This is a genomic window from Klebsiella michiganensis (assembly GCF_015139575.1).
In the GTDB taxonomy this organism is placed as follows: Bacteria; Pseudomonadota; Gammaproteobacteria; order Enterobacterales; family Enterobacteriaceae; genus Klebsiella; species Klebsiella michiganensis.
In genome coordinates this window covers 4,091,978-4,111,665 of record NZ_AP022547.1, presented here as the reverse complement: position 1 = coordinate 4,111,665, position 19,688 = coordinate 4,091,978, and the positions used below count along the sequence as shown (strand labels likewise).

21 protein-coding genes and 1 riboswitch are annotated in these 19,688 nt (G+C 57.3%); of the genes, 11 read left to right on the top strand and 10 right to left on the bottom strand.

Annotation, left to right across the window (positions count from 1 at the left end; translation table 11 throughout):
• Positions 1-23: 23 nt before the first annotated feature.
• A complete protein-coding gene (gene yvcK / locus JLG71_RS19370) occupies positions 24-929 on the bottom strand; it encodes a uridine diphosphate-N-acetylglucosamine-binding protein YvcK (protein WP_004849048.1) in 906 nt (301 codons plus the stop codon).
• Positions 930-1,138: 209 nt separating this feature from the next.
• A riboswitch (molybdenum cofactor riboswitch) is annotated at positions 1,139-1,277 on the top strand.
• Between yvcK and moaA the strand changes: the two genes are divergently transcribed.
• The 6 genes from moaA to JLG71_RS19340 all read left to right on the top strand — a co-directional run bounded on the left by moaA (position 1,265) and on the right by JLG71_RS19340 (position 4,724).
• On the top strand, positions 1,265-2,254 hold the full coding sequence (gene moaA, locus JLG71_RS19365) for a GTP 3',8-cyclase MoaA (protein ID WP_064377843.1): 990 nt from the start codon (positions 1,265-1,267) through the stop codon (positions 2,252-2,254). (Overlaps the previous riboswitch by 13 nt.)
• Before the next feature lie 21 nt (positions 2,255-2,275).
• A complete protein-coding gene (gene moaB / locus JLG71_RS19360; protein WP_009653795.1) occupies positions 2,276-2,788 on the top strand; it encodes a molybdenum cofactor biosynthesis protein B in 513 nt (170 codons plus the stop codon).
• 3 nt (positions 2,789-2,791) lie between these two features.
• Entirely contained in the window at positions 2,792-3,280 is a 489-nt protein-coding gene (moaC, locus tag JLG71_RS19355) for a cyclic pyranopterin monophosphate synthase MoaC (protein WP_014228494.1), read from the top strand.
• Positions 3,273-3,521, top strand: a complete 249-nt coding sequence (gene moaD / locus JLG71_RS19350) for a molybdopterin synthase sulfur carrier subunit (RefSeq protein WP_004849056.1) — start codon at positions 3,273-3,275, stop codon at positions 3,519-3,521. Before moaC ends, moaD begins: the two co-directional genes overlap by 8 nt.
• A 1-nt stretch (position 3,522) precedes the next feature.
• Positions 3,523-3,975 (top strand): molybdopterin synthase catalytic subunit MoaE, encoded by a 453-nt coding sequence (gene moaE, locus JLG71_RS19345; RefSeq protein ID WP_004849058.1) that lies wholly within the window; start codon positions 3,523-3,525, stop codon positions 3,973-3,975.
• Positions 3,976-4,019: 44 nt separating this feature from the next.
• Complete coding sequence (locus JLG71_RS19340) at positions 4,020-4,724, top strand: Bax inhibitor-1/YccA family protein (protein WP_025108111.1); 705 nt, start codon at positions 4,020-4,022, stop codon at positions 4,722-4,724.
• 104 nt (positions 4,725-4,828) lie between these two features.
• Here the strand turns inward: JLG71_RS19340 and JLG71_RS19335 are convergent, their stop codons facing one another.
• The 3 genes from JLG71_RS19335 to JLG71_RS19325 are packed head-to-tail and all read right to left on the bottom strand — an operon-like array spanning position 4,829 to position 7,784.
• Complete coding sequence (locus JLG71_RS19335) at positions 4,829-5,794, bottom strand: lysylphosphatidylglycerol synthase transmembrane domain-containing protein (protein ID WP_025108110.1); 966 nt, start codon at positions 5,792-5,794, stop codon at positions 4,829-4,831.
• On the bottom strand, positions 5,794-7,038 hold the full coding sequence (gene clsB / locus JLG71_RS19330; RefSeq protein ID WP_014837867.1) for a cardiolipin synthase ClsB: 1,245 nt from the start codon (positions 7,036-7,038) through the stop codon (positions 5,794-5,796). The genes JLG71_RS19335 and clsB overlap by 1 nt, the downstream gene beginning before the upstream one ends.
• Positions 7,035-7,784 carry an endonuclease/exonuclease/phosphatase family protein gene (locus tag JLG71_RS19325; RefSeq protein ID WP_014228498.1) on the bottom strand — a complete coding sequence of 250 codons (750 nt, stop codon included), beginning with the start codon at positions 7,782-7,784 and terminating at the stop codon, positions 7,035-7,037. Before JLG71_RS19325 ends, clsB begins: the two co-directional genes overlap by 4 nt.
• Positions 7,785-7,927: 143 nt before the next feature.
• On the opposite strand from JLG71_RS19325, the gene JLG71_RS19320 reads away from it, so the two are divergent.
• A complete protein-coding gene (locus tag JLG71_RS19320) occupies positions 7,928-8,365 on the top strand; it encodes a YbhQ family protein (RefSeq protein ID WP_004130686.1) in 438 nt (145 codons plus the stop codon).
• A gap of 60 nt (positions 8,366-8,425) precedes the next feature.
• Here the strand turns inward: JLG71_RS19320 and JLG71_RS19315 are convergent, their stop codons facing one another.
• The 6 genes from JLG71_RS19315 to JLG71_RS19290 all read right to left on the bottom strand — a co-directional run bounded on the left by JLG71_RS19315 (position 8,426) and on the right by JLG71_RS19290 (position 15,173).
• Positions 8,426-9,532: an ABC transporter permease gene (locus JLG71_RS19315; RefSeq protein ID WP_004849064.1), complete on the bottom strand. Its 1,107-nt coding sequence runs from the start codon at positions 9,530-9,532 to the stop codon at positions 8,426-8,428.
• A 120-nt stretch (positions 9,533-9,652) separates the two neighbouring features.
• Positions 9,653-10,786, bottom strand: coding sequence for an ABC transporter permease (locus JLG71_RS19310; RefSeq protein WP_014228500.1), 1,134 nt, complete (start codon positions 10,784-10,786; stop codon positions 9,653-9,655).
• Positions 10,776-12,515: an ATP-binding cassette domain-containing protein gene (locus tag JLG71_RS19305; protein WP_049101310.1), complete on the bottom strand. Its 1,740-nt coding sequence runs from the start codon at positions 12,513-12,515 to the stop codon at positions 10,776-10,778. The genes JLG71_RS19310 and JLG71_RS19305 overlap by 11 nt, the downstream gene beginning before the upstream one ends.
• Positions 12,512-13,504 (bottom strand): secretion protein HlyD, encoded by a 993-nt coding sequence (gene hlyD, locus JLG71_RS19300; protein WP_025108107.1) that lies wholly within the window; start codon positions 13,502-13,504, stop codon positions 12,512-12,514. The genes JLG71_RS19305 and hlyD overlap by 4 nt, the downstream gene beginning before the upstream one ends.
• Entirely contained in the window at positions 13,501-14,178 is a 678-nt protein-coding gene (gene cecR, locus JLG71_RS19295) for a transcriptional regulator CecR (protein WP_200913762.1), read from the bottom strand. Before cecR ends, hlyD begins: the two co-directional genes overlap by 4 nt.
• Before the next feature lie 71 nt (positions 14,179-14,249).
• Positions 14,250-15,173 (bottom strand): LysR substrate-binding domain-containing protein, encoded by a 924-nt coding sequence (locus tag JLG71_RS19290; RefSeq protein WP_014837871.1) that lies wholly within the window; start codon positions 15,171-15,173, stop codon positions 14,250-14,252.
• A gap of 341 nt (positions 15,174-15,514) precedes the next feature.
• Here JLG71_RS19290 and JLG71_RS19285 point away from each other — a divergent pair, with 341 nt between their 5' ends.
• The 4 genes from JLG71_RS19285 to JLG71_RS19270 are packed head-to-tail and all read left to right on the top strand — an operon-like array spanning position 15,515 to position 19,496.
• Entirely contained in the window at positions 15,515-16,846 is a 1,332-nt protein-coding gene (locus tag JLG71_RS19285; protein WP_032748828.1) for an MFS transporter, read from the top strand.
• A gap of 49 nt (positions 16,847-16,895) precedes the next feature.
• Positions 16,896-17,645 (top strand): SDR family NAD(P)-dependent oxidoreductase, encoded by a 750-nt coding sequence (locus tag JLG71_RS19280; protein ID WP_014228506.1) that lies wholly within the window; start codon positions 16,896-16,898, stop codon positions 17,643-17,645.
• A gap of 13 nt (positions 17,646-17,658) precedes the next feature.
• Positions 17,659-18,504: a transketolase gene (locus JLG71_RS19275; protein WP_014228507.1), complete on the top strand. Its 846-nt coding sequence runs from the start codon at positions 17,659-17,661 to the stop codon at positions 18,502-18,504.
• Complete coding sequence (locus JLG71_RS19270; protein WP_014837873.1) at positions 18,504-19,496, top strand: transketolase family protein; 993 nt, start codon at positions 18,504-18,506, stop codon at positions 19,494-19,496. The genes JLG71_RS19275 and JLG71_RS19270 overlap by 1 nt, the downstream gene beginning before the upstream one ends.
• Positions 19,497-19,688: the final 192 nt, after the last annotated feature.

Sequence of the window (19,688 nt, the reverse complement as noted above, 5' to 3'; positions counted from 1 at the left end):
CGAGGATAAGGCCGCGTTGAGGATTAGCCTAAGGCCTGAATCGCTTTATCCAGCGCGCGGCGCAACAGCTGGCGATCGTGACGATAGGGCACATCGCTGGCGTCCAGCGGCGTCTGAATGACGACCCGATCCTTAATCCCTGCGATATCGGCTTTCGGGCCGACAACCAGCGCGTCAATCACCCGTTTACCAATCTGCTGCTCCATAATGGCGACCCTGTCCGCCAGCGTCAGGCTGGCTGCCGGGCTATGCTCTTTGCCAAGGTTATCGATAAACACCATTGGCGCGGGCGTGCGGCGCAGCGCCTTCGCCATCTCATCAAGCAGCAGAATCGGCATCAGGCTGGTATAGAAGCTGCCGGGGCCAATCAGGATTAAATCGGCTTCGGCGATGGCTTCTATCGCTTCACGGGTGGTGGGCACCGGCGGGGAGAGCATAAGCTCGCGCGGCACGCTGGCAAGCTGATCGATATTCACTTCACCGTAAACTTCGTGCCCTTCATGGTCGATGGCCATAAGATCGACCGGTTGTTCCGACATCGGGATCAGAAACGCGTCGACCTTAAGAAGATTCCTGATCAAATTGATCGCTTCAAGCGGGCGCACGCTCAGGTGATCCAGCGCCTTAAGCATCAAATTGCCGAGGTTATGCCCGGAAAGCTCACCGTTGCCGCTAAAACGGTACTCAAACATCGCCGAGGCCACGCTGGGTTCGGCGATGAGCTGATTAATACAGTTGCGCATATCGCCCCAGGCGATGCCGCCTTCCGCGCGACGAATGCGCCCCGTAGAGCCGCCGTTATCGGTCGTGGTGACGATGCCGGTGAGGCGTGAACCGAGCGAAGAGAGGGATGACATTACCCGGCCCAGCCCGTGCCCGCCGCCGAGTGCCACCACGCGATCCAGATCGGCGAAAGTGCGATTGCGCATAAAAATCCCTTATAACCATTTATCGGGCTCACAGTAACCGATCTACCCCTAAAAGACGATGGGCTGAATCTGACAAACTGACCGACATCAATGCAAAAGCGTGGTTTTTAGCTATTCTGTAGCGAAAATACGCGATCGTATCGATATATATATGATTATATAACGAAACTGGAAATGGCATAACCGTTATTAAAGCGCTACTATTCGGCGTAACCCACTAACACTCTAGCCTCTGTGCCTGTGTCGAAAGATATGGTGCTTTGGCCGTGACAACCTCGGTTGCCACCAGGGCGCGAAAAGAAATGACCGCGTCTCCCGTATTTGGAAAGGTGTCTATGGCTTCACAGCTTACCGATGCATTTGCGCGGAAGTTTTACTATCTGCGTTTATCAATTACCGACGTATGCAACTTTCGTTGCACCTACTGTCTCCCCGATGGCTATAAGCCCGGCGCCGTCACCAATAAAGGCTTTCTCAGCGTTGATGAAGTTCGCCGCGTGACGCGCGCGTTCTCCGCCCTGGGGACGGAAAAGGTGCGCCTGACCGGCGGCGAACCCTCGCTGCGTCGCGATTTTACCGACATCATCGCCGCGGTGCGGGAAAACCCTTCTATTCGCCAGATTGCGGTCACCACCAACGGCTACCGGCTGGCGCGCGATGTTGAAAGCTGGCGCGATGCCGGGCTGACGGCGATTAACGTCAGCGTGGACAGCCTCGATGCGCGTCAGTTTCACGCCATCACCGGCCAGGACAAGTTTCATCAGGTGATGGACGGCATCGATGCCGCATTTGCCGCTGGCTTCGAAAAAGTGAAGGTCAATACCGTGTTGATGCGCGACGTTAACCATCACCAGCTCGACACTTTTCTGGCGTGGATCCAGCCGCGCCGCATTCAGCTGCGTTTTATTGAATTGATGGAAACCGGCGAAGGCAGCGATCTGTTCCGCCGCCATCATATCTCGGGCATGGTGCTGCGCGATGAGCTGCTGCGTCGCGGCTGGATCCATCAGATCCGCCAGCGTAGCGACGGCCCGGCGCAGGTGTTTTGCCATCCGGATTATGCCGGGGAAATCGGTCTGATTATGCCTTATGAAAAAGACTTCTGCGCTACCTGTAACCGTCTGCGCGTCTCTTCCGTGGGTAAATTGCACCTGTGCCTGTTCGGCGAAGGCGGCGTCGATCTGCGCGATCTGCTCGCCGATGAGCAGCAGCAGCCGGAGCTGGAGGCGCGCATATCCGAGGCGTTAACGCACAAAAAACAGACCCACTTCCTGCATCAGGGCAACACCGGTATTACCCAGAACCTGTCCTATATTGGCGGATAATTCATTTTAAGGAGCGATCAGATGAGCCAGGCCAGCGCTGAGTTTATCCCGACCCGTATTGCTATTCTCACCGTCTCCAGCCGACGTGGCGAAGAAGACGACACCTCCGGACACTGGCTGCGCGACGCGGCTGAGGAGGCGGGGCACGTCATCGTCGATAAGGCGATTGTGAAAGAGAACCGCTACGCCATTCGCGCTCAGGTGTCGGCGTGGATTGCCGGCGATGAGGTGCAGGTGGTGCTGATTACCGGCGGCACCGGTTTTACCGACGGCGACCAGGCGCCGGAAGCGCTGCTGCCGCTGTTTGACCGCGAAGTGGAAGGTTTCGGCGAGGTGTTCCGCATGCTCTCCTTCGAAGAGATCGGTACCTCGACCCTGCAGTCCCGCGCCGTTGCCGGGGTGGCGAACCGCACGCTGATTTTTGCGATGCCCGGCTCAACCAAAGCCTGTCGTACCGCATGGGACAATATTATTGCGCCGCAGCTCGATGCGCGCACGCGCCCGTGCAACTTTATCTCTCATCTTAAGAAGTAATTTATGACGCAGCTGACCCATATTAACGCCGCCGGCGAAGCGCACATGGTCGATGTCTCAGGGAAAGCGGAGACGGTTCGCGAAGCGCGCGCCGAGGCCTATGTTGAAATGCAGGCCACGACGCTGGCGATGATTATCGACGGTAGCCATCACAAAGGCGATGTCTTTGCCACCGCGCGCATTGCCGGGATCCAGGCGGCAAAACGCACCTGGGAGCTGATTCCGCTTTGCCATCCGCTGATGCTGAGCAAAGTCGAAGTCAATCTGCAGGCGCAGCCCGAGCATAACCGGGTGCGTATCGAATCCCTGTGCCGTCTGACCGGGAAAACCGGCGTTGAGATGGAAGCCCTGACCGCCGCTTCCGTCGCCGCGCTGACGATTTACGATATGTGCAAAGCGGTGCAGAAAGATATGGTGATAGGTCCGGTGCGCCTGCTGGCGAAAAGCGGCGGCAAGTCCGGCGATTTCAGAGTGGAAGATAGCCATGATTAAGGTTCTTTTTTTTGCCCAGGTGCGCGAACTGCTCGGCACCGACTCCCTGACGCTCGATCCGCAAGGCCTGACCACGGTTGAAGCCGTTCGCCAGCAGCTGATCGCCCGCGGCGACCGCTGGGCGCTGGCGCTGGAGGAGGGCAAGCTGCTGGCGGCGGTAAACCAGACGCTGACGACGTTTGATCACCCGCTGGCGGCCGGTGATGAAGTGGCGTTTTTCCCGCCGGTTACCGGGGGATAACATGACGCAGACGCGTATTATCGTCAGCCATGACCGCTTTAAGGTCGGCGACGAATACCCCTGGCTGGCCGAGCGCGATGAAGACGGCGCGGTAGTGACGTTTACCGGCAAGGTCCGCAACCACAACCTTGGCGACAGCGTCAAAGCGCTGACCCTCGAACACTATCCGGGGATGACGGAAAAGTCGCTGGCGGAGATTGTGGAACAGGCGCGCGAGCGCTGGCCGCTGGGCCGGGTGACGGTGATTCACCGTATCGGCGAGATGTGGCCCGGGGAGGAGATTGTCTTTGTCGGCGTCACCAGCGCCCACCGCGGTAGCGCGTTTGCGGCGGGGGAGTTTATTATGGATTACCTGAAGACCCGCGCGCCGTTCTGGAAGCGGGAGGCGACGCCGGAAGGCGAGCGCTGGGTCGATGCGCGAGATAGCGACCGTGAAGCGGCAGAACGCTGGTAGTGTGGTACGCTTAGAAGATAAATTTCGTTAATCAGGAGACAGTCATGGATAGATATCCTCGTTCCGGGTCGATCGTACAGGGTCGCAGCGGACTTCAAACTTATATGGCGCAGGTGTACGGCTGGATGACGGTCGGGCTGCTGCTCACGGCGTTTATCGCGTGGTTTGCGGCCAACACCCCTGCGGTGATGATGTTTGTCTTCTCCAGCAAAATAACCTTTTTCGGCCTGATCATCGCCCAGCTGGGGCTGGTATTTGTGCTCTCCGGCATGGTGCAGCGGCTGAGCGCGGGAATGGCGACCACTCTGTTTATGCTCTATTCGGCGCTAACCGGGCTCACCTTATCCAGTATATTCCTCGTCTATACCTACTCATCGATCGCCAGTACCTTCGTGGTGGCAGGCGGGATGTTTGGCGTGATGAGCCTTTACGGCTATACCACTAAACGCGACCTGAGCGGCTTCGGCAATATGCTGTTTATGGCGCTTATCGGTATCCTGCTGGCGTCGCTGGTTAACTTCTGGCTGAAGAGCGAAGCGCTGATGTGGGCGGTGACCTACATCGGGGTGATCGTCTTCGTCGGCCTGACCGCCTATGACACCCAGAAGCTGAAAAACATCGGCGAGCAGATTGACGTTCGCGATGCGTCAACGCTGCGCAAATACTCGATTCTTGGGGCGCTGACGCTGTATCTGGACTTTATCAACCTGTTCCTGATGCTGCTGCGCATTTTCGGCAACCGTCGTTAACTCGTTCCCGGATGGCGGCGCGATGCGCCTTATCCGGGCTACCAGACCGCAGAAAACGATGAACCTGTAGCCCCGGTCAGCATCCGCGACCGGGGCTTTTTTGACTACTCGCCCGCCAGCTTGCGCTGGTTTTTCTCCCGCAGATGCTTCGCCCGGCTCTCCAGAATCAGGTAGCCGATGGTCGCCAGCAGCAGCGGCAGGAAGTAGTACAGGGCGCGATAGGCAAGCAGGGCGGCAATAATCGCGCCGCGCGAAATCTCTTCCCCGGAAAGCATGGCGATAAATACCGCCTCAAGCACGCCAATGCCTGCCGGAATATGCACGATAACCCCCGCAATGCTGCTGACCAGCAGCACGCCGAGCACGAGAAAATAGTCCACCTGCGGGCCCAGCAGCAGCCAGATAATCGCCCCCATCGCCATCCAGTTCAGGCTGGAAACCGCCATCTGCAATAACGCGAAGCGCCAGGACGGCAGAACCAGCCGCTGGCCTTTTATCGTCAGATGGCGCTTTTTAGCAAAGGCGCAGGCCCACAGGTAAAACGCGGAAATCAGCAGTAAAACGACGCCCAGAATTTGCAGCGACGACTGGCTGATATACCAGCGCTCGGGCACCTTCACCATGCCGGAGCTAAAAATAATGCCGCCGAGCAGAATATAGCCCAGCCAGTTGGTGGTAATGCTCAGGGAGAAGATACGGGTAATGGTTGCGCCGCTCAGGCCGAGGCGCGAGTAGAGCCGATAGCGCATACCAATCCCACCCACCCAGGTGCTGAGCGTCAGGTTAAAGGCGTAGCAGATAAACGACACCAGCATCACCTGGCGTTTAGCCAGCTTGTGGCCGCAGTAAGCGCGCCCCAGCAGGTCGTAGCAGCCATAGATCAGGTAGCTGGCGATAACCAACCCGATGGCGCTGAGCAGCGCCGTACGGTTGTAATCGCGAATGACCTTCCACACGTCCTGCCAGTCGATTTTTTGCGCATAGACCACCAGCAGAACGACGACGGCGATAAAAAAGAGCACCGTCAGGATTTTTTTCGCCATCCGCCAGCGAGGGTGAGATTTCGCCATCAGGATTTCACCTCCTGGTTTTCCGGGTCCACGCGGTCCTGGGTTTCTATTTCTGGCTGTACCGGGGGCTGAACCCGCGACAGCAGCGGCGTATGGGCCGGTAGCCATCCGACCCAGGCAGGGAAGTGGCGCAGGAAGTGGAACGCCAGCACGCTAATGCCGAGCCGCCACCAGGTTCGTTTCGACAAAATGCGCTTATCGACCTCGCGGCAGTCGTTAAGGATTAAGCCATTGAGATTATCGCGCAGCGTCTGGTTAAACTCGCGGTCGTGAATCACCAGGTTGGCTTCCAGATTCAGCGACAGGCTCAGGGGGTCGAGGTTGCTGGAGCCCACAGTGGCCCAGTGATCGTCCGCCAGCGCCACTTTGCCGTGCAGCGGACGGCGGCGATATTCGAAAATCTGCACGCCGCCTTTTACCAGATAGTGGTAGAGCAGGCGCGCGCCGAATTTGACAATCGGAATATCCGGCTCACCCTGAACGATGAGCTTAACGCGCACGCCGCGGCGGGCAGCGTTGCGCATAGCGTGCAGCAGCCGATAGCCGGGGAAAAAGTAGGCGTTAGCGATAATCACTTCCCGGCGGGCGCTGGTCAGCATCTTCAGATAGTGACGCTCAATATCATCGCGATGATCCTGATTATCCCGCCAGATAAACAGCGCCTGCGCTTCGCCGGGGTTGCGGTTGATTTCAGGCTTATGCCGACGCCGCTGCCACCAGCGTCGGGTCGCTTCGCTGGTGGGGAGGTTTTCGAGTTCAAATTGCAGAATATCGAGCACCACCGGCCCTTCGACCTGTACGGCGTAATCCTGTTTGGCCTCCGGACCGTAATCGGTCATGTGCTCGGCGGAGTAGTTAATGCCGCCGACAAAGGCGGTAACGTCGTCGATCACCACGATTTTGCGATGCATACGGCGAAATAAATTAGTGCGCATGCCGAGCAGGCGCGGGCGCGGATCGTAATAGCGAAAAATCACGCCAGCCGACGTCAGCTCGCCCACAAAGCTTTCGCTTAAATCCGGCGAGCCGTAGCCGTCCAGTAAGACCTCGACGCGCACGCCGCGCTGGGCCGCTTTTAACAGAACGGCATGGAGCTGTTTGCCGACGTCATCTTCAAACCAGATAAAAGACTCAAGGATCACCCGCTGCTGCGCGCGGCCGATGGCGGCAAACAGGGCCGGATAATAGTTATCGCCATTTTCTAATAGCCGAATGCGGTTTCCTTCCTGCCAGCTGCATTTCACAGATGTATCTCCACGCTAAGCGGTGCATGATCGGACAGATGACGCCACTGTTTTAACGCCAGCGCTCTGGGCTGGCTGGCGTGGGCGTTTTTTACGTAGATGCGGTCAAGTCGCAGCAGCGGAAAGCTGACCGGGAAAGTGCGCGCCGGGCGCCCTCTGGCGCGGGTAAAAATCTCCTCCAGCCCGGCCTGGGCTTTAAGCTGGCGGTTCGCCTGCTGCCGCCAGTCGTTAAAATCACCGGCTACCACCACCGGTTCGCCCGCGGGTAAACCGTTCACCCAGTCTGCCAGCATCGTCAGCTGGGCCTGACGTTGATGAGCGCGCAGTCCCAGGTGCACGCAGAATAAATGGATAGCGATGCCGCTTTCCGGCGGGACGATGCGGCAGTAGAGCAGGCCGCGCTTTTCGCTGTTGCCGACCGAAACATCGAGATTTTGATAATGTTCGATGGGGAAGCGGGAGAGGACCGCGTTGCCGTGATGCCCTTCCGGGTAAACGGCGTTGCGGCCGTAGGCATAATCGCTCCACATGGTATCGGCCAGAAACTCATAGTGGGTGGTATCCGGCCAGTTTTCGATATGCAGCGGATGAATTTCGTGCGCCCCCATTACCTCCTGCAGGCAAACAATGTCGGCGCTGACGCTGCGCACCGCTTCGCGTAATTCGGGCAAAATAAAGCGGCGATTGAACGCAGTAAACCCTTTATGGGTGTTAATTGTCAGCACGTTTAACGAAAATCGCGGCATTTGTTTGTCCTTATTTCTCTGGGCAATGTCACTTTCCTGTAGGAAATAGTGTAGTAGAGGTCACAAAAAGATGCGGTGATACGGAATTTTCCGTAAAGTGCGGTACTCTGAGTAGCAGAGAAAAATCCTTCAGGAGAGAAGCCATGAAGTGGCAACAACGTGTACGCGTCGCAACGGGTCTTAGTTGCTGGCAGATTATGTTGCATCTACTGGTCGTGGCAGTACTGGTGATGGGTTGGATGAGCGGCGCGCTGGTGCGCGTCGGATTAGGTTTGTGCGTGCTGTACGGCGTCACGTTAGTGTCGATGCTGTTTTTGCAGCGCCATCACGATGAGCGCTGGCGCGACGTCGGTGATTTCCTTGAGGAACTCACCACCACCTGGTACTTCGGCACCGCGGTGATCGTGCTGTGGCTGCTGTCGCGCGTGCTGCACAATAACCTGCTGCTGGCCCTCGCCGGGCTGGCAATACTGGCCGGTCCGGCGGTGGTTTCACTGCTGGCAAAAGATAAAAACAGATACGCTAAATCGTTCGGGCTACAACAAGGCGGCAACGCAGCGAATCCCCAGAAGCATAGATAACTATGTGACTGGGGGGAGCAAGGCGAGCCAGCACAGTTGTGGCTTGAACGATGACGAGTATTACGCGATCTTTCTTCGGAACATCGCATACGCCGCCGAGCCGGTGGTGGCCGCTATGACCAGTAGCGGCCACAAACTTCCCCACACGATTTCCAGACTCGCATCCTTCAAATAGATCTGCTTGGTGATATCGGTGAAATGACGAATCGGGTTCACCCACGTCAGGTTTTGTAGCCATACCGGCATATTTTCCACCGGCGAAACGTAGCCGGAGAGTAAAATCGCCGGCATCATAAAGACGAATACGCCGATAAACGCCTGCTGCTGCGTGGAGCACAGCGACGAAATCAGCAGTCCGAATCCTACCAGCGACAGACCGTAAACGATCATCGTGAAGTAAAACAGCAGCAGTGAGCCAGCGAAGGGAATCTGATAGGCCCAGATACCGATCCCCAGCACGATGGTCGCCTGCAGGGTGGCGACAATCAGCGCCGGGACCGCTTTACCGATAAAGATCTGCCAGGTTGCCAGCGGCGAGACCAGCAGCTGGTCGAGCGTCCCCTGTTCGCGCTCGCGGGCAACGGAGAGCGAGGTGACGATCATTACGCCGATGGTGGTGATCATGGCGATCAGCGACGGCACCACGAACCATTTGTAATCGAGATTCGGGTTATACCAGTTGCGTACCACCAGCTCGCTATTGTTCGGTTTGGCTTTGCCTTCCAGCAGGTCCTGCTGATAGCTTTTGACGATCTGCTGGAGGTAGTTGGCGGCAATTTGCGCGCTGTTGGAGTTGCGCCCGTCCAGCAGCAGCTGGAGCGGGGCGGTCTGGTTGGTGTCGAGGTTGCGCGAAAAATCCGCCGGGAAACGCACGACCAATAGCGCTTTTTGTTCATCGATGGTCGGTCTTATTTCCTGAGGGCTTTTCAGTAACAGCACGTGGGTGAAGGCTTTGGCGCGGGCAAAGCGCTGGGTCAGCTCCACGGCGTGCTTGCCGTTGTCTTCGTTATAGATGGCGATGGTGGCGTTCGTTACCTCCAGCGTGGCGGCAAAGGGGAACAGCAGCACCTGAATGAGCACCGGCATAATCAAAATCGCCCGCGTCTGCGGTTCACGCAACAGCGACTGTAGCTCTTTGCGGATTAACGTCCATAAGCGATGAAACATCTTATATTCTCTCTTTATACTGCTTTGTATTCCCGGACTGCGCTTATCCTGGCTACCCAATCTGGCAGAAACGGTAGCCCGGGTAAGACGTTAGCCGCAACCCGGGGGCACGCAGGCAAATTAATCCAGACGCCGTTTGGTTTTCAGCCACGTCAGGCCGATAAACATCACCGCCGAGGCGATTAAAAACATCACGTTCACCAGCAGCACCACCGGGATGTTGCCCGCCAGAAACAGGCTTTGCAGGGTGCTGACAAAATAGCGCGCCGGGATCACGTAGGTCACCGCGCGGATTATCGCCGGCATGCTGTCTATCTGAAAAATAAACCCGGACAGCATAATTGAAGGCAGGAATGCGGCATTCAGCGCCACCTGCGCGGCGTTAAACTGGTTGCGGGTAATGGTGGAAATCAGCAGCCCCATTCCCAAGGTGCTCAGCAAAAACAGGCTGGTGATAAAAAACAGAATCACCAGCGAACCGCGAAAGGGCACGCCGAGAATAAACACCGCCACCAGCATACACAGCAGCATCGCCAGCATGCCGAGGAAATAGTAGGGGATCAGCTTGCACAGCAGCAGCTCGGCGCGCGTAATCTCGGTCGACAGCAGCGCCTCCATGGTGCCGCGCTCCCACTCGCGGGCCACCACCAGCGAGGTCAGGATCGCGCCGACTACCGTCATAATGATGGTAATCGCGCCGGGGATAATAAAATGCTGGCTGATCGCGGCCGGGTTAAACCAGTAGCGCGTCTGCACGTCGATTAGCGGCTCGAAGGTTTCGCCGCGATCTTCCGCCCGCTGCTGCTGCCAGATTTGCCAGATGCCTTCGACGTAGCCCTGAGCGAAGTTAGCGGTATTCGGTTCGCTGCCGTCGGTGATGAGCTGGATCGGCGCATCGTCGCCGGGGCGGGCCATCTTCTGGTCGAAGTCCACCGGCAGGGTTACCAGGGCGCGAATGCGTCCCGCCTGCATCATCTGCACCAGTTCCTGGCGGTTATCGCTGATGGTGGCGTCGATATAAGGGGAGCCGGTCATGGTATGGACAAAATCTAGCGCCTCTTCGCTCTGCTGCTCCAGCAGCACGCCCACCCGCAGCTTGCTGGAGTCGAGGTTAATCCCGTAGCCAAAGATAAACAGCAGCAGCAGGGGGATGACCACCGCAATCAGCCAGCTGCTGGGGTCGCGGACAATCTGCCGCGTCTCTTTCACGCACAGGGCGCGTACGCGCCGCCACGATAGCAGTTTACCGCTCACCGGCGTTCTCCTTATCCCAGTCGTGAATGAGGGTGATAAACGCCTGCTCCATCGTCGGGTCAGGCTGTTCATCATCCGCCGCCAGCGCCTTCAGATCGTCCGGCGTGCCGCTGGCGATCAGTTTGCCGCGATAGACCAGGCCGATACGATCGCAATACTCCGCTTCATCCATAAAGTGGGTGGTGACCATCACCGTCACGCCTTTATCCACCATACTGTTGATATGCAGCCAGAATTCGCGGCGGGTGAGGGGATCGACCCCGGAAGTGGGTTCATCAAGAAACAGGATATCCGGTTCGTGCATCAGCGAGCAGGCCAGCGCCAGGCGCTGTTTATAGCCGAGCGGCAGATCGTCGGCGGCCTGCCGGGCGATGCTTTTCAGGCCAAACGCCTCGCTCATGCTGGCGATTTTGTCGTTCTGCGCCCGTCCGCGCAGGCCGTAGACGCCGGAGAAGAAGCGCAGGTTCTGCTCAACGGAAAGGTTGCCGTAGAGCGAGAACTTCTGCGCCATATAGCCCAGATGCTGACGCGCCTTGCCGGAGCTGACTTTCAGGTCCATGCCCAGCACCAGCGCTTTCCCGGAGGTGGGGACCAGCAGGCCGCACATCATCTTAAACGTCGTGGACTTTCCCGCGCCGTTAGGCCCGAGGAGGCCGAAAATCTCCCCGCGTTTGACCTGAAAATCAACGTGGTCGGTGGCGGCAAAATCGCCGAATTTCTTGGTCAGGGTCTGCGCCTCAATCACCGTGTCCTCATGGGAGCCTTCCACGGTGTGGATAATGTTGCCCAGCGGCGATTCGGCAGTACCGGCGCCGCCCAGCAGGTCGATAAAGGCATCCTCGAAGCGCGGCGCGGTTTCGGCGACCTCCAGCGGCGGCATATCGCCAGCCTTCTGTACATCGCTGATGCTGGCCTCTTTTTTAAGGATCAGGCGTACCGATTTACCCTGAATCACGCCATCGCTGACCTGCGGTAGCTTCAGCGTACGCTGGAGGAGGCGGCGGTTATTCTCCCGGGCGCTGGAAACCAAAAAGCTGCGTCCGGCCATGGTCTGCGTCAGCTCTTTTGGCGCCCCCTGGTAGAGCAGCTGGCCCTCGTTCATCAACAGAACGTCCCGGCACTGCTCGGCCTCATCAAGATAAGAGGTGCTCCAGAGGATCAGCATTCCGTCGCCCGCCAGTTCGTGCACCATCTGCCACAGTTCGCGGCGGGAGATAGGGTCGACGCCGACGCCGGGTTCGTCCAGCAGCAGGACTCTCGGTTCGCCGACGAGGGTGCAGGCCAGGCCAAGTTTCTGCTTCATGCCGCCGGAAAGCTTGCCCGCCAGCCGGCCGGTAAAGGGGCCGAGGGAGGTAAACTCCAGCAGCCTGGCGAAGGTTTTTTCCCGCGCCTCGCCGGTCACGCTGCGCAGATCGGCGTAGAGCGTCAGGTTTTCCATCACCGTCAGATCTTCATACAGGCCGAATTTCTGCGGCATATAGCCGAGCACCGCATGCAGGGCGCTATCGTCGGCAATCGGGTCGAAGCCGATCACTTTTGCGCTGCCTGCGTCGGGCTTCAGCAGCCCGGCGAGCATGCGCATCAGGGTGGTTTTTCCGGCGCCATCCGGGCCCACCAGACCGGTCACATAGCCGGAGTGAATGGTGCAGTCCAGCGGCGCGACGGCCGGGCGATCCATGCCGGCAAAGCGCCGGGTCAGGCCGCTCAGCGTAATCACGTCCTCGCTCATTGGCCGTTTCCGTGACTGAAGGTGACGGTGACCGGCATCCCCTGGCGCAGCGCGTCGTCGGCATCAGTGACCACAATACGCAGGCGATAAACCAGATCGGTGCGCAGGTCCGGCGTTTCCACGGTTTTCGGCGTGAATTCAGCGGTAGGGGAGACGAAGCCGATTTTGCCGCGGTAGGGTTTATCCGGGCGACTATCGGTGTAAAGCAGCACTTCGCGACCCGGCTGGGCCTGACCGAGGTTTTTTTCATCGATATAGGCGCGCACCCACACCGGATGGGTTAACGATAACGTCATCACCGTGCCGCCAGCGCTGAGCATGCTGCCCGGCTCGACGGCGCGGGTCATCAGCGTCCCGTCGGACGGTGAGGTCAGCGTGGTATCGTGCAGATCCAACTTCGCCTGCGCCAGCGCGGCCTGCGCCTGTTCAAGGCTGGCTTTGGCCTGGGCGATTTCCTGCGGACGATTACCGGCGCGGTACTGGCGCAGCTTATCCTGCGCGGACTTCAGCGTCGCCTGGGCCTGATCGCGCGATGAGCGGGCGTTTTCCAGGTCGTTAGCGGAGATGGCGCTGCTTTTGCGCAGCCCCAGCTGGCGCTGGTAAAAATTCTGCGCATAGTCGTAAGCGGCCTGCGCCTGGTTGACCGCGGCGGCGGCCTGGGCGATCTCTTCCGAGCGATACCCCGCCATCATCAGGTCGTACTGCGCCTGGGCGGTGGAAACGTTGGCCTGAGCCTGCTGCAGGGCATTCTCGTAGGGCGCGCGGTCCAGCTCGCCCAGGGTCTGCCCGGCTTTAATCGCATCGCCCTCGTCGACGCTGAGCGACGCCAGCCGCCCGCCCACGCGGAAGCTGAGGTTGACGGTACGAATATCCACGTTGCCATACAGCGTGAGCGCTTTCTGCTGGCTGCTCTGGTACCACCACCAGCCTCCGCCAATGACAGCGGCCAGCAGGAGAAGCAGCACAACGACGATGAGCGGTTTTTTCATGACTCCAGACTCCTTTGCGATAATCCTTCCAGAACGAAATCAATATGGCAGGTGATAACCTCAATAATTTGCGCGGTTTTGTCCCGATCGAACTCAGCCCAGCCCGCGCGGCGCAGCACCGTTTCCCGACCAAGGCGAAAAGCGAGAACTTCGCCCAGCAGCGCGTGGGTGTGGAGGACCATTTCCGTGCTGTCAGCGTTAAGGCCGGTATAGGCGGCGATTAAGCGGGTCAGGTAGCAGTGTAGCGGAGCAATCACCTGATCGTGGATGAGCCGGTAGGCCGGCGTTGGCGACAGCTGCTCGCGGGAGATAAATTTGCTCAAATTGACGGTGTCGTCCTGGGTCAGCAGCAAAATCATATTCTGGCAGGCGCCCAGTATCAGGGTGCGCATGGCGGCTTTATCCGGAACAGGCTCAGCGCACAGCGCTTCCGCCGCCTGCGCGTGGGGGCGGAAATTGTGCTCGATAAAATCGGCAATCCACTGGGCGCAGGCGAGATAGAGATCGTCCTTGGAACCAAAATAGTAGGTAATGGCGGCGATATTCTGACCGGCCTGGGCGGCAATATCGCGGGTTGTGGCGTGCAGGCCGTATTCGCCAAACAGGGCGATTGCGGCGGCGATAAGCTGGCTTTTCGCCTGCTCGCCCTTACTGGTCGTAGGAGTGGTTGTCATCGCGCGAGAAAAGTTAATCAATCGATTGATTAACTCTAGGCGCAGGTTGGCGGTTTGTCCACCGTTTGCTGCTAGATATGAAATCCTTCGCGACTCAGCTCTTCGGCAACCCAGGCAAAGAAGATCTTCACTTTCTCTTTTTGTTCATTCGGGTGCGGTAAAACGAAGTGATGCGCGTTAACCGGCATGCTGACGTCGCGGGTAAAGACGGGTTCCAGGTGGCGCTGGCTCACGCTCTGCCCGGCCAGCAAATTACTCTCAAGAATAATCCCCATTCCCATCCGGGCAGCCTCAATACTCATATAGGAGCGGTCAAAATTAAAAATAAAGTTTTTATTCCAGCCGCGAACCTTATGCCACGACAGCCAGTTGCTCCAGCCGATCAGCGTGCTATCGGAATGAATAAGGTCGCAGGCCAGCAGGTCTTCAATGGACTGAACGTCGCGGCCGGCTAAATAAGTCGATGAGCTAAAGGGGAGCACGCGTTCATTTTTTATGGTCTTGACCACCAGGGTTGGCCATTGTGAGAGCCCGTGGCGAATATCGATATCAATATTATCGCGGGAGAACTGGATGCTTTCATAAGAGCAGGTCAGGCTAATTTTAAGCTCCGGCCAGGCCTGGCGAAATTTATTCAGACGGGGCATCAGCCACAATAATCCAAAGCTCGGCGCGGAATGAATCCGTAAATAATCCTGGTGGATATCATTAATCACCTGGTTAGTGGCCTGACCAATAATATTTAACGCCCCGGAAACCTCTTTAAGGTATTTTTCGCCAATTGTGGTTAATACCATCCCTTTACTGCTACGGGAAAATATTTTTTTTCCCAGATACTGTTCCAGGCTGGCTATCTGATGACTTACCGCGGAGGCCGTAATATTAAGATTCTCTGCCGCCAGGTTCAGGCTGCCGGTATCAGCCACTTCAATAAAGGCCTGAATATTACGTAAGGATGGCATCGGCAAGCTTTTATTCTGCAGCGGCTGGTTCATGATTTCCTCCGGCGGGGGGAATAACGCAAGGCGGTTTTTTTACTCAGAAAGAAGGACGTCCAGCCGTTATCCCAGAAAATGATGGTCAGCATAGCACAGCCGGAAAATAAGTGATGGCGCAATCTGTGATGAAGTTAACAGTTTTAAATGCAAAACTCTCGAAAAAAATAATTGACAGGAATTTGAGTGCAGTCACGAAGCAAATTTTTCTCACGCGCAATTGAGCTTTTTTGAATACTCTTTCTTTTTGGGATTGTTATATTGCAACTACAGGCCTGATAACAGGGCGCGATGCGGTAAGGGTCGCGACAAAAAACATAAAAAAATAAAGAGGATACCCTATGTCACGTATAGATACTGTTGTCTGTACTGACGCCAGAAAAACAAAATATCGTTTCGTGGTTTTGACGATGATTTTCCTGGTGTATGCCATAAATTACGCCGACAGAACGAATATCGGTGCGGTACTGCCGTTTATCATTGACGAGTTTCATATCAACAACTTTGAGGCCGGGGCCATCGCCAGCATGTTTTTCCTCGGCTATGCGGTAAGCCAGATCCCGGCCGGTTTTTTTATTGCCAGACGCGGCACCCGGGGACTGGTCTCGCTGTCTATTTTCGGCTTTTCCGCTTTTACCTGGCTGATGGGCACCGTGAGCTCGGTATTTGGCCTGAAGATGGTGCGACTGGGGCTGGGGCTTAGCGAAGGGCCGTGCCCGGTGGGGCTGGCTTCAACCATTAATAACTGGTTCCCGCCGAAAGAGAAGGCCACGGCAACGGGCGTCTACATCGCCGCCACCATGTTTGCGCCGATAATCGTACCGCCGCTGGCGGTGTGGATCGCGGTTACCTGGGGCTGGCGATGGGTCTTTTTCTCCTTTGCGATACCGGGGATTGTGGCGGCGGTCGCGTGGTACCTGTTGGTTAAGTCAACGCCCGCGGAAAGCGGATTTGTTTCGCAACGCGAACTGGAAGAGATTAATGCCGGGCGTGAAACCGATAAAAACGCCGTCCGCGAAAATATATTAATTGCCGACCGCTTCACCTGGCTGGATAAAATTATTCGGGTGAAAAAGATGGCGCCTATCGATACGGCGAAAGGATTATTTACCTCGAAAAATATTCTTGGTGACTGTCTGGCCTATTTTATGATGGTCAGCGTGCTGTACGGGTTATTAACGTGGATCCCGCTGTATTTAGTGAAAGAGCGCGGTTTTGACGTGATGAGTATGGGCTTCGTGGCGAGTATGCCGTGCATCGGCGGCTTTATTGGCGCGATTGGTGGAGGCTGGATCTCGGATAAAGTGTTAGGCCGCCGGCGTAAACCCACCATGATGTTCACCGCGATTTCAACCGTGGTCATGATGCTCATTATGCTGAACATTCCAGCAAGCACCTTGGCGGTATGTATTGGATTATTCTTTGTCGGTTTTTGTTTGAATATTGGCTGGCCGGCTTTTACCGCCTACGGAATGGCCGTTTCGGACAGTAAAACCTATCCGATTGCCTCTTCTATTATTAATAGCGGCGGCAACCTTGGCGGCTTTGTCGCCCCGATGGCCGCCGGTTTTTTACTTGATCAGACCGGCAGCTTTAATTCTGTATTCACCTATTTCGGTATCTGCGCCGCAATAGGTCTGGTGGTGATTCTTTTCCTCGATGAGCCACAATAACGGCAATATTTCTGTTAATTAATATGACGTCATGTCATGGAGTGAAAATATGTTATTAAAAGATAAAGTCGCCATTATTACTGGCGCGGCCTCCGCACGCGGTTTGGGTTTTGCCACCGCCAAATTATTTGCCGAGAACGGCGCCAGCGTGGTCATTATCGACCTCAATGGCGAAGCCAGCAAAGCCGCAGCGGCGGCCCTGGGCGAAGGCCATCTTGGTCTGGCAGCGAACGTCGCCGATGAAGTTCAGGTGCAGGCCGCAATCGAACAGATTCTGGCGAAATATGGCCGGGTCGATGTGCTGGTGAATAACGCCGGCATTACCCAGCCGCTGAAGCTGATGGAAATTAAGCGTGCCAACTATGACGCGGTGCTGGACGTCAGCCTGCGCGGCACGCTGCTGATGTCGCAGGCGGTTATTCCGGCGATGCGGGCGCAAAAATCGGGCAGCATTGTCTGTATCTCATCGGTTTCCGCCCAGCGCGGCGGCGGTATCTTCGGCGGCCCGCACTACAGCGCGGCAAAAGCCGGTGTGCTCGGCCTGGCGCGGGCGATGGCGCGCGAGCTTGGCCCGGATAACGTCCGCGTAAACTGCATCACGCCGGGGCTGATTCAGACCGATATTACCGCCGGCAAGCTGACCGACGACATGACGGCCAATATCCTCGCCGGGATCCCGATGAACCGTCTGGGCGATGCGGTGGATATCGCGCGCGCCGCCCTGTTCCTCGGCAGCGATCTCTCTTCCTACTCGACCGGTATCACCCTGGACGTGAACGGCGGCATGTTAATCCACTAAGCGAGGCAAGCAGATGAAGATGACAGAAACACAACAAGTTGCCGCGGCGGCGTGGCGTATTCGTCGCTATGCCCTGCAAATGGGCGAAGTCCAGGGGCAGGGCTATATCGGCCAGGCATTAGGCTATGCGGATGTGCTGGCCACCGCCTTCAGCCACGCGATGCGCTACCGTCCGGAAGATCCGCAGTGGGAAGGGCGTGACCGTTTTCTGCTCTCTCACGGTCATTACGCCATCGCCTATTATGCGGCGCTGCTGGAAGCGGGAATTATCCCGGAAGAGGAGCTGGAGACCTACGGTTCCGACGACAGCCGCCTGCCGATGTCGGGCATGGCGACCTATACGCCTGGAATGGAGATGTCCGGCGGCTCGCTGGGGCAGGGGCTCTCCATCGCCGTCGGGATGGCGCTCGGTCTGAAGAAGAAGGGCAGCGCATCCTGGGTTTTTAACTCTATGTCGGATGGGGAGCTGGACGAAGGTTCAACCTGGGAAGCGGCGATGTCGGCCGCCCACTACGGCCTGACTAACCTGATTAACCTCGTTGACGTGAACAAACAGCAGGCGGACGGCGATTCGCGCAAAATTCTCGGCTTTGAGCCGCTGCATGAAAAATGGGCCGCCTTCGGCTGGTACGTGCAGCGCGTGGACGGTAACGATCTGGCGGCGGTGGTGGCCGCCTTTGATAACGCGAAAAATCATGCGGGCAACCAGCCGCGGGTCATTTTATGCGACACGCTGATGGGCAAAGGGGTGCCGTTCCTTGAAACCCGCGATAAGAACCATTTTATCCGCGTCGATGCCGACGAATGGCAAAAAGCGATTGCGGTCCTGGACGCCAACAAACCGGAAGGAGTGCTGTAATGAGCCAGAGTAAACCACGCTTAAAAACGTCGGCGATGATCGCCTCCATTGCTGATGAAGGGCAGGCGACCGTTTCCGCGCCGTTTGGCGTCGCGCTCTCGAAGCTGGCGGCCCAGCGTCCGGAAATCGTCGGTATGACCGCGGACCTGTCAAAGTATACCGATCTACATATTTTCGCCCAGGCCTTTCCGGATCGCTTCTTCCAGATGGGAATGGCGGAGCAGCTGCTGATGGGGGCCGCCGGGGGGATGGCGAAGGAGGGATTTATTCCCTTCGCCACCACCTATGCCGCTTTTGCCACCCGTCGCGCCTATGATTTTATCCATCAGGTGATTGCCGAAGAGCATCTGAACGTGAAGATCTGCGCGGCGCTGCCGGGCCTGACCACTGGCTACGGGCCGAGCCATCAGGCAACGGAAGATCTGGCGATTATGCGCGGCATTCCCGGCATGGTCATCGTCGATCCCTGCGATGCGCTGGAGATAGAGCAGGCGGTACCGGCGATTGCCGACCACGACGGTCCGGTGTATATGCGTCTATTGCGCGGTAAGGTGCCGCTGGTGCTCGATAAATATGATTATCAGTTTGAGCTGGGCAAGGCGAAGCTGCTGGAGGACGGTAACGATGTACTGATTATCTCTTCCGGGCTGATGACCATGCGCGCCCTCGAGGCGGTTGAAAAACTGCGGGCCGATAATATCAGCGCGGCGGTGCTGCATGTCCCCACCATCAAACCGCTTGATGAAAAAACGATCGTTGCGCAGGCTTCGAAGCCCGGCCGTCTGGTGGTGACCGCGGAAAACCACACGTCGGTCGGCGGGCTGGGGGAGGCGGTTGCCGCGCTGCTGATGCGTAAAGGCGTACGCTGCGAGTTGGATACCGTCGGTTTGCCTGACGAATTCCTGCTGGCCGGCGCGCTTCCTACGCTGCACGACCGCTACGGCATCTCCACAGCGAAGATGGTCGAAAAAATTAAGTATCGCCTGCGTTAATCGCTTTCGCCGCCGCGTTCTGCGGCGGCGTTTCTCTGCTTTTGTTCGCGGTTTCCCCGTCGAGGCATTAAACGGGCTATTTCGGGGACGCCTGGCGCGAAGCGCCATCGCCGCTTCTCATCGACAGGACGGGGAGCAGTGGTTTGTTAGCCGGAGGATTCTTTTCGGCAGATTTTATGCGGTTCGTCACAA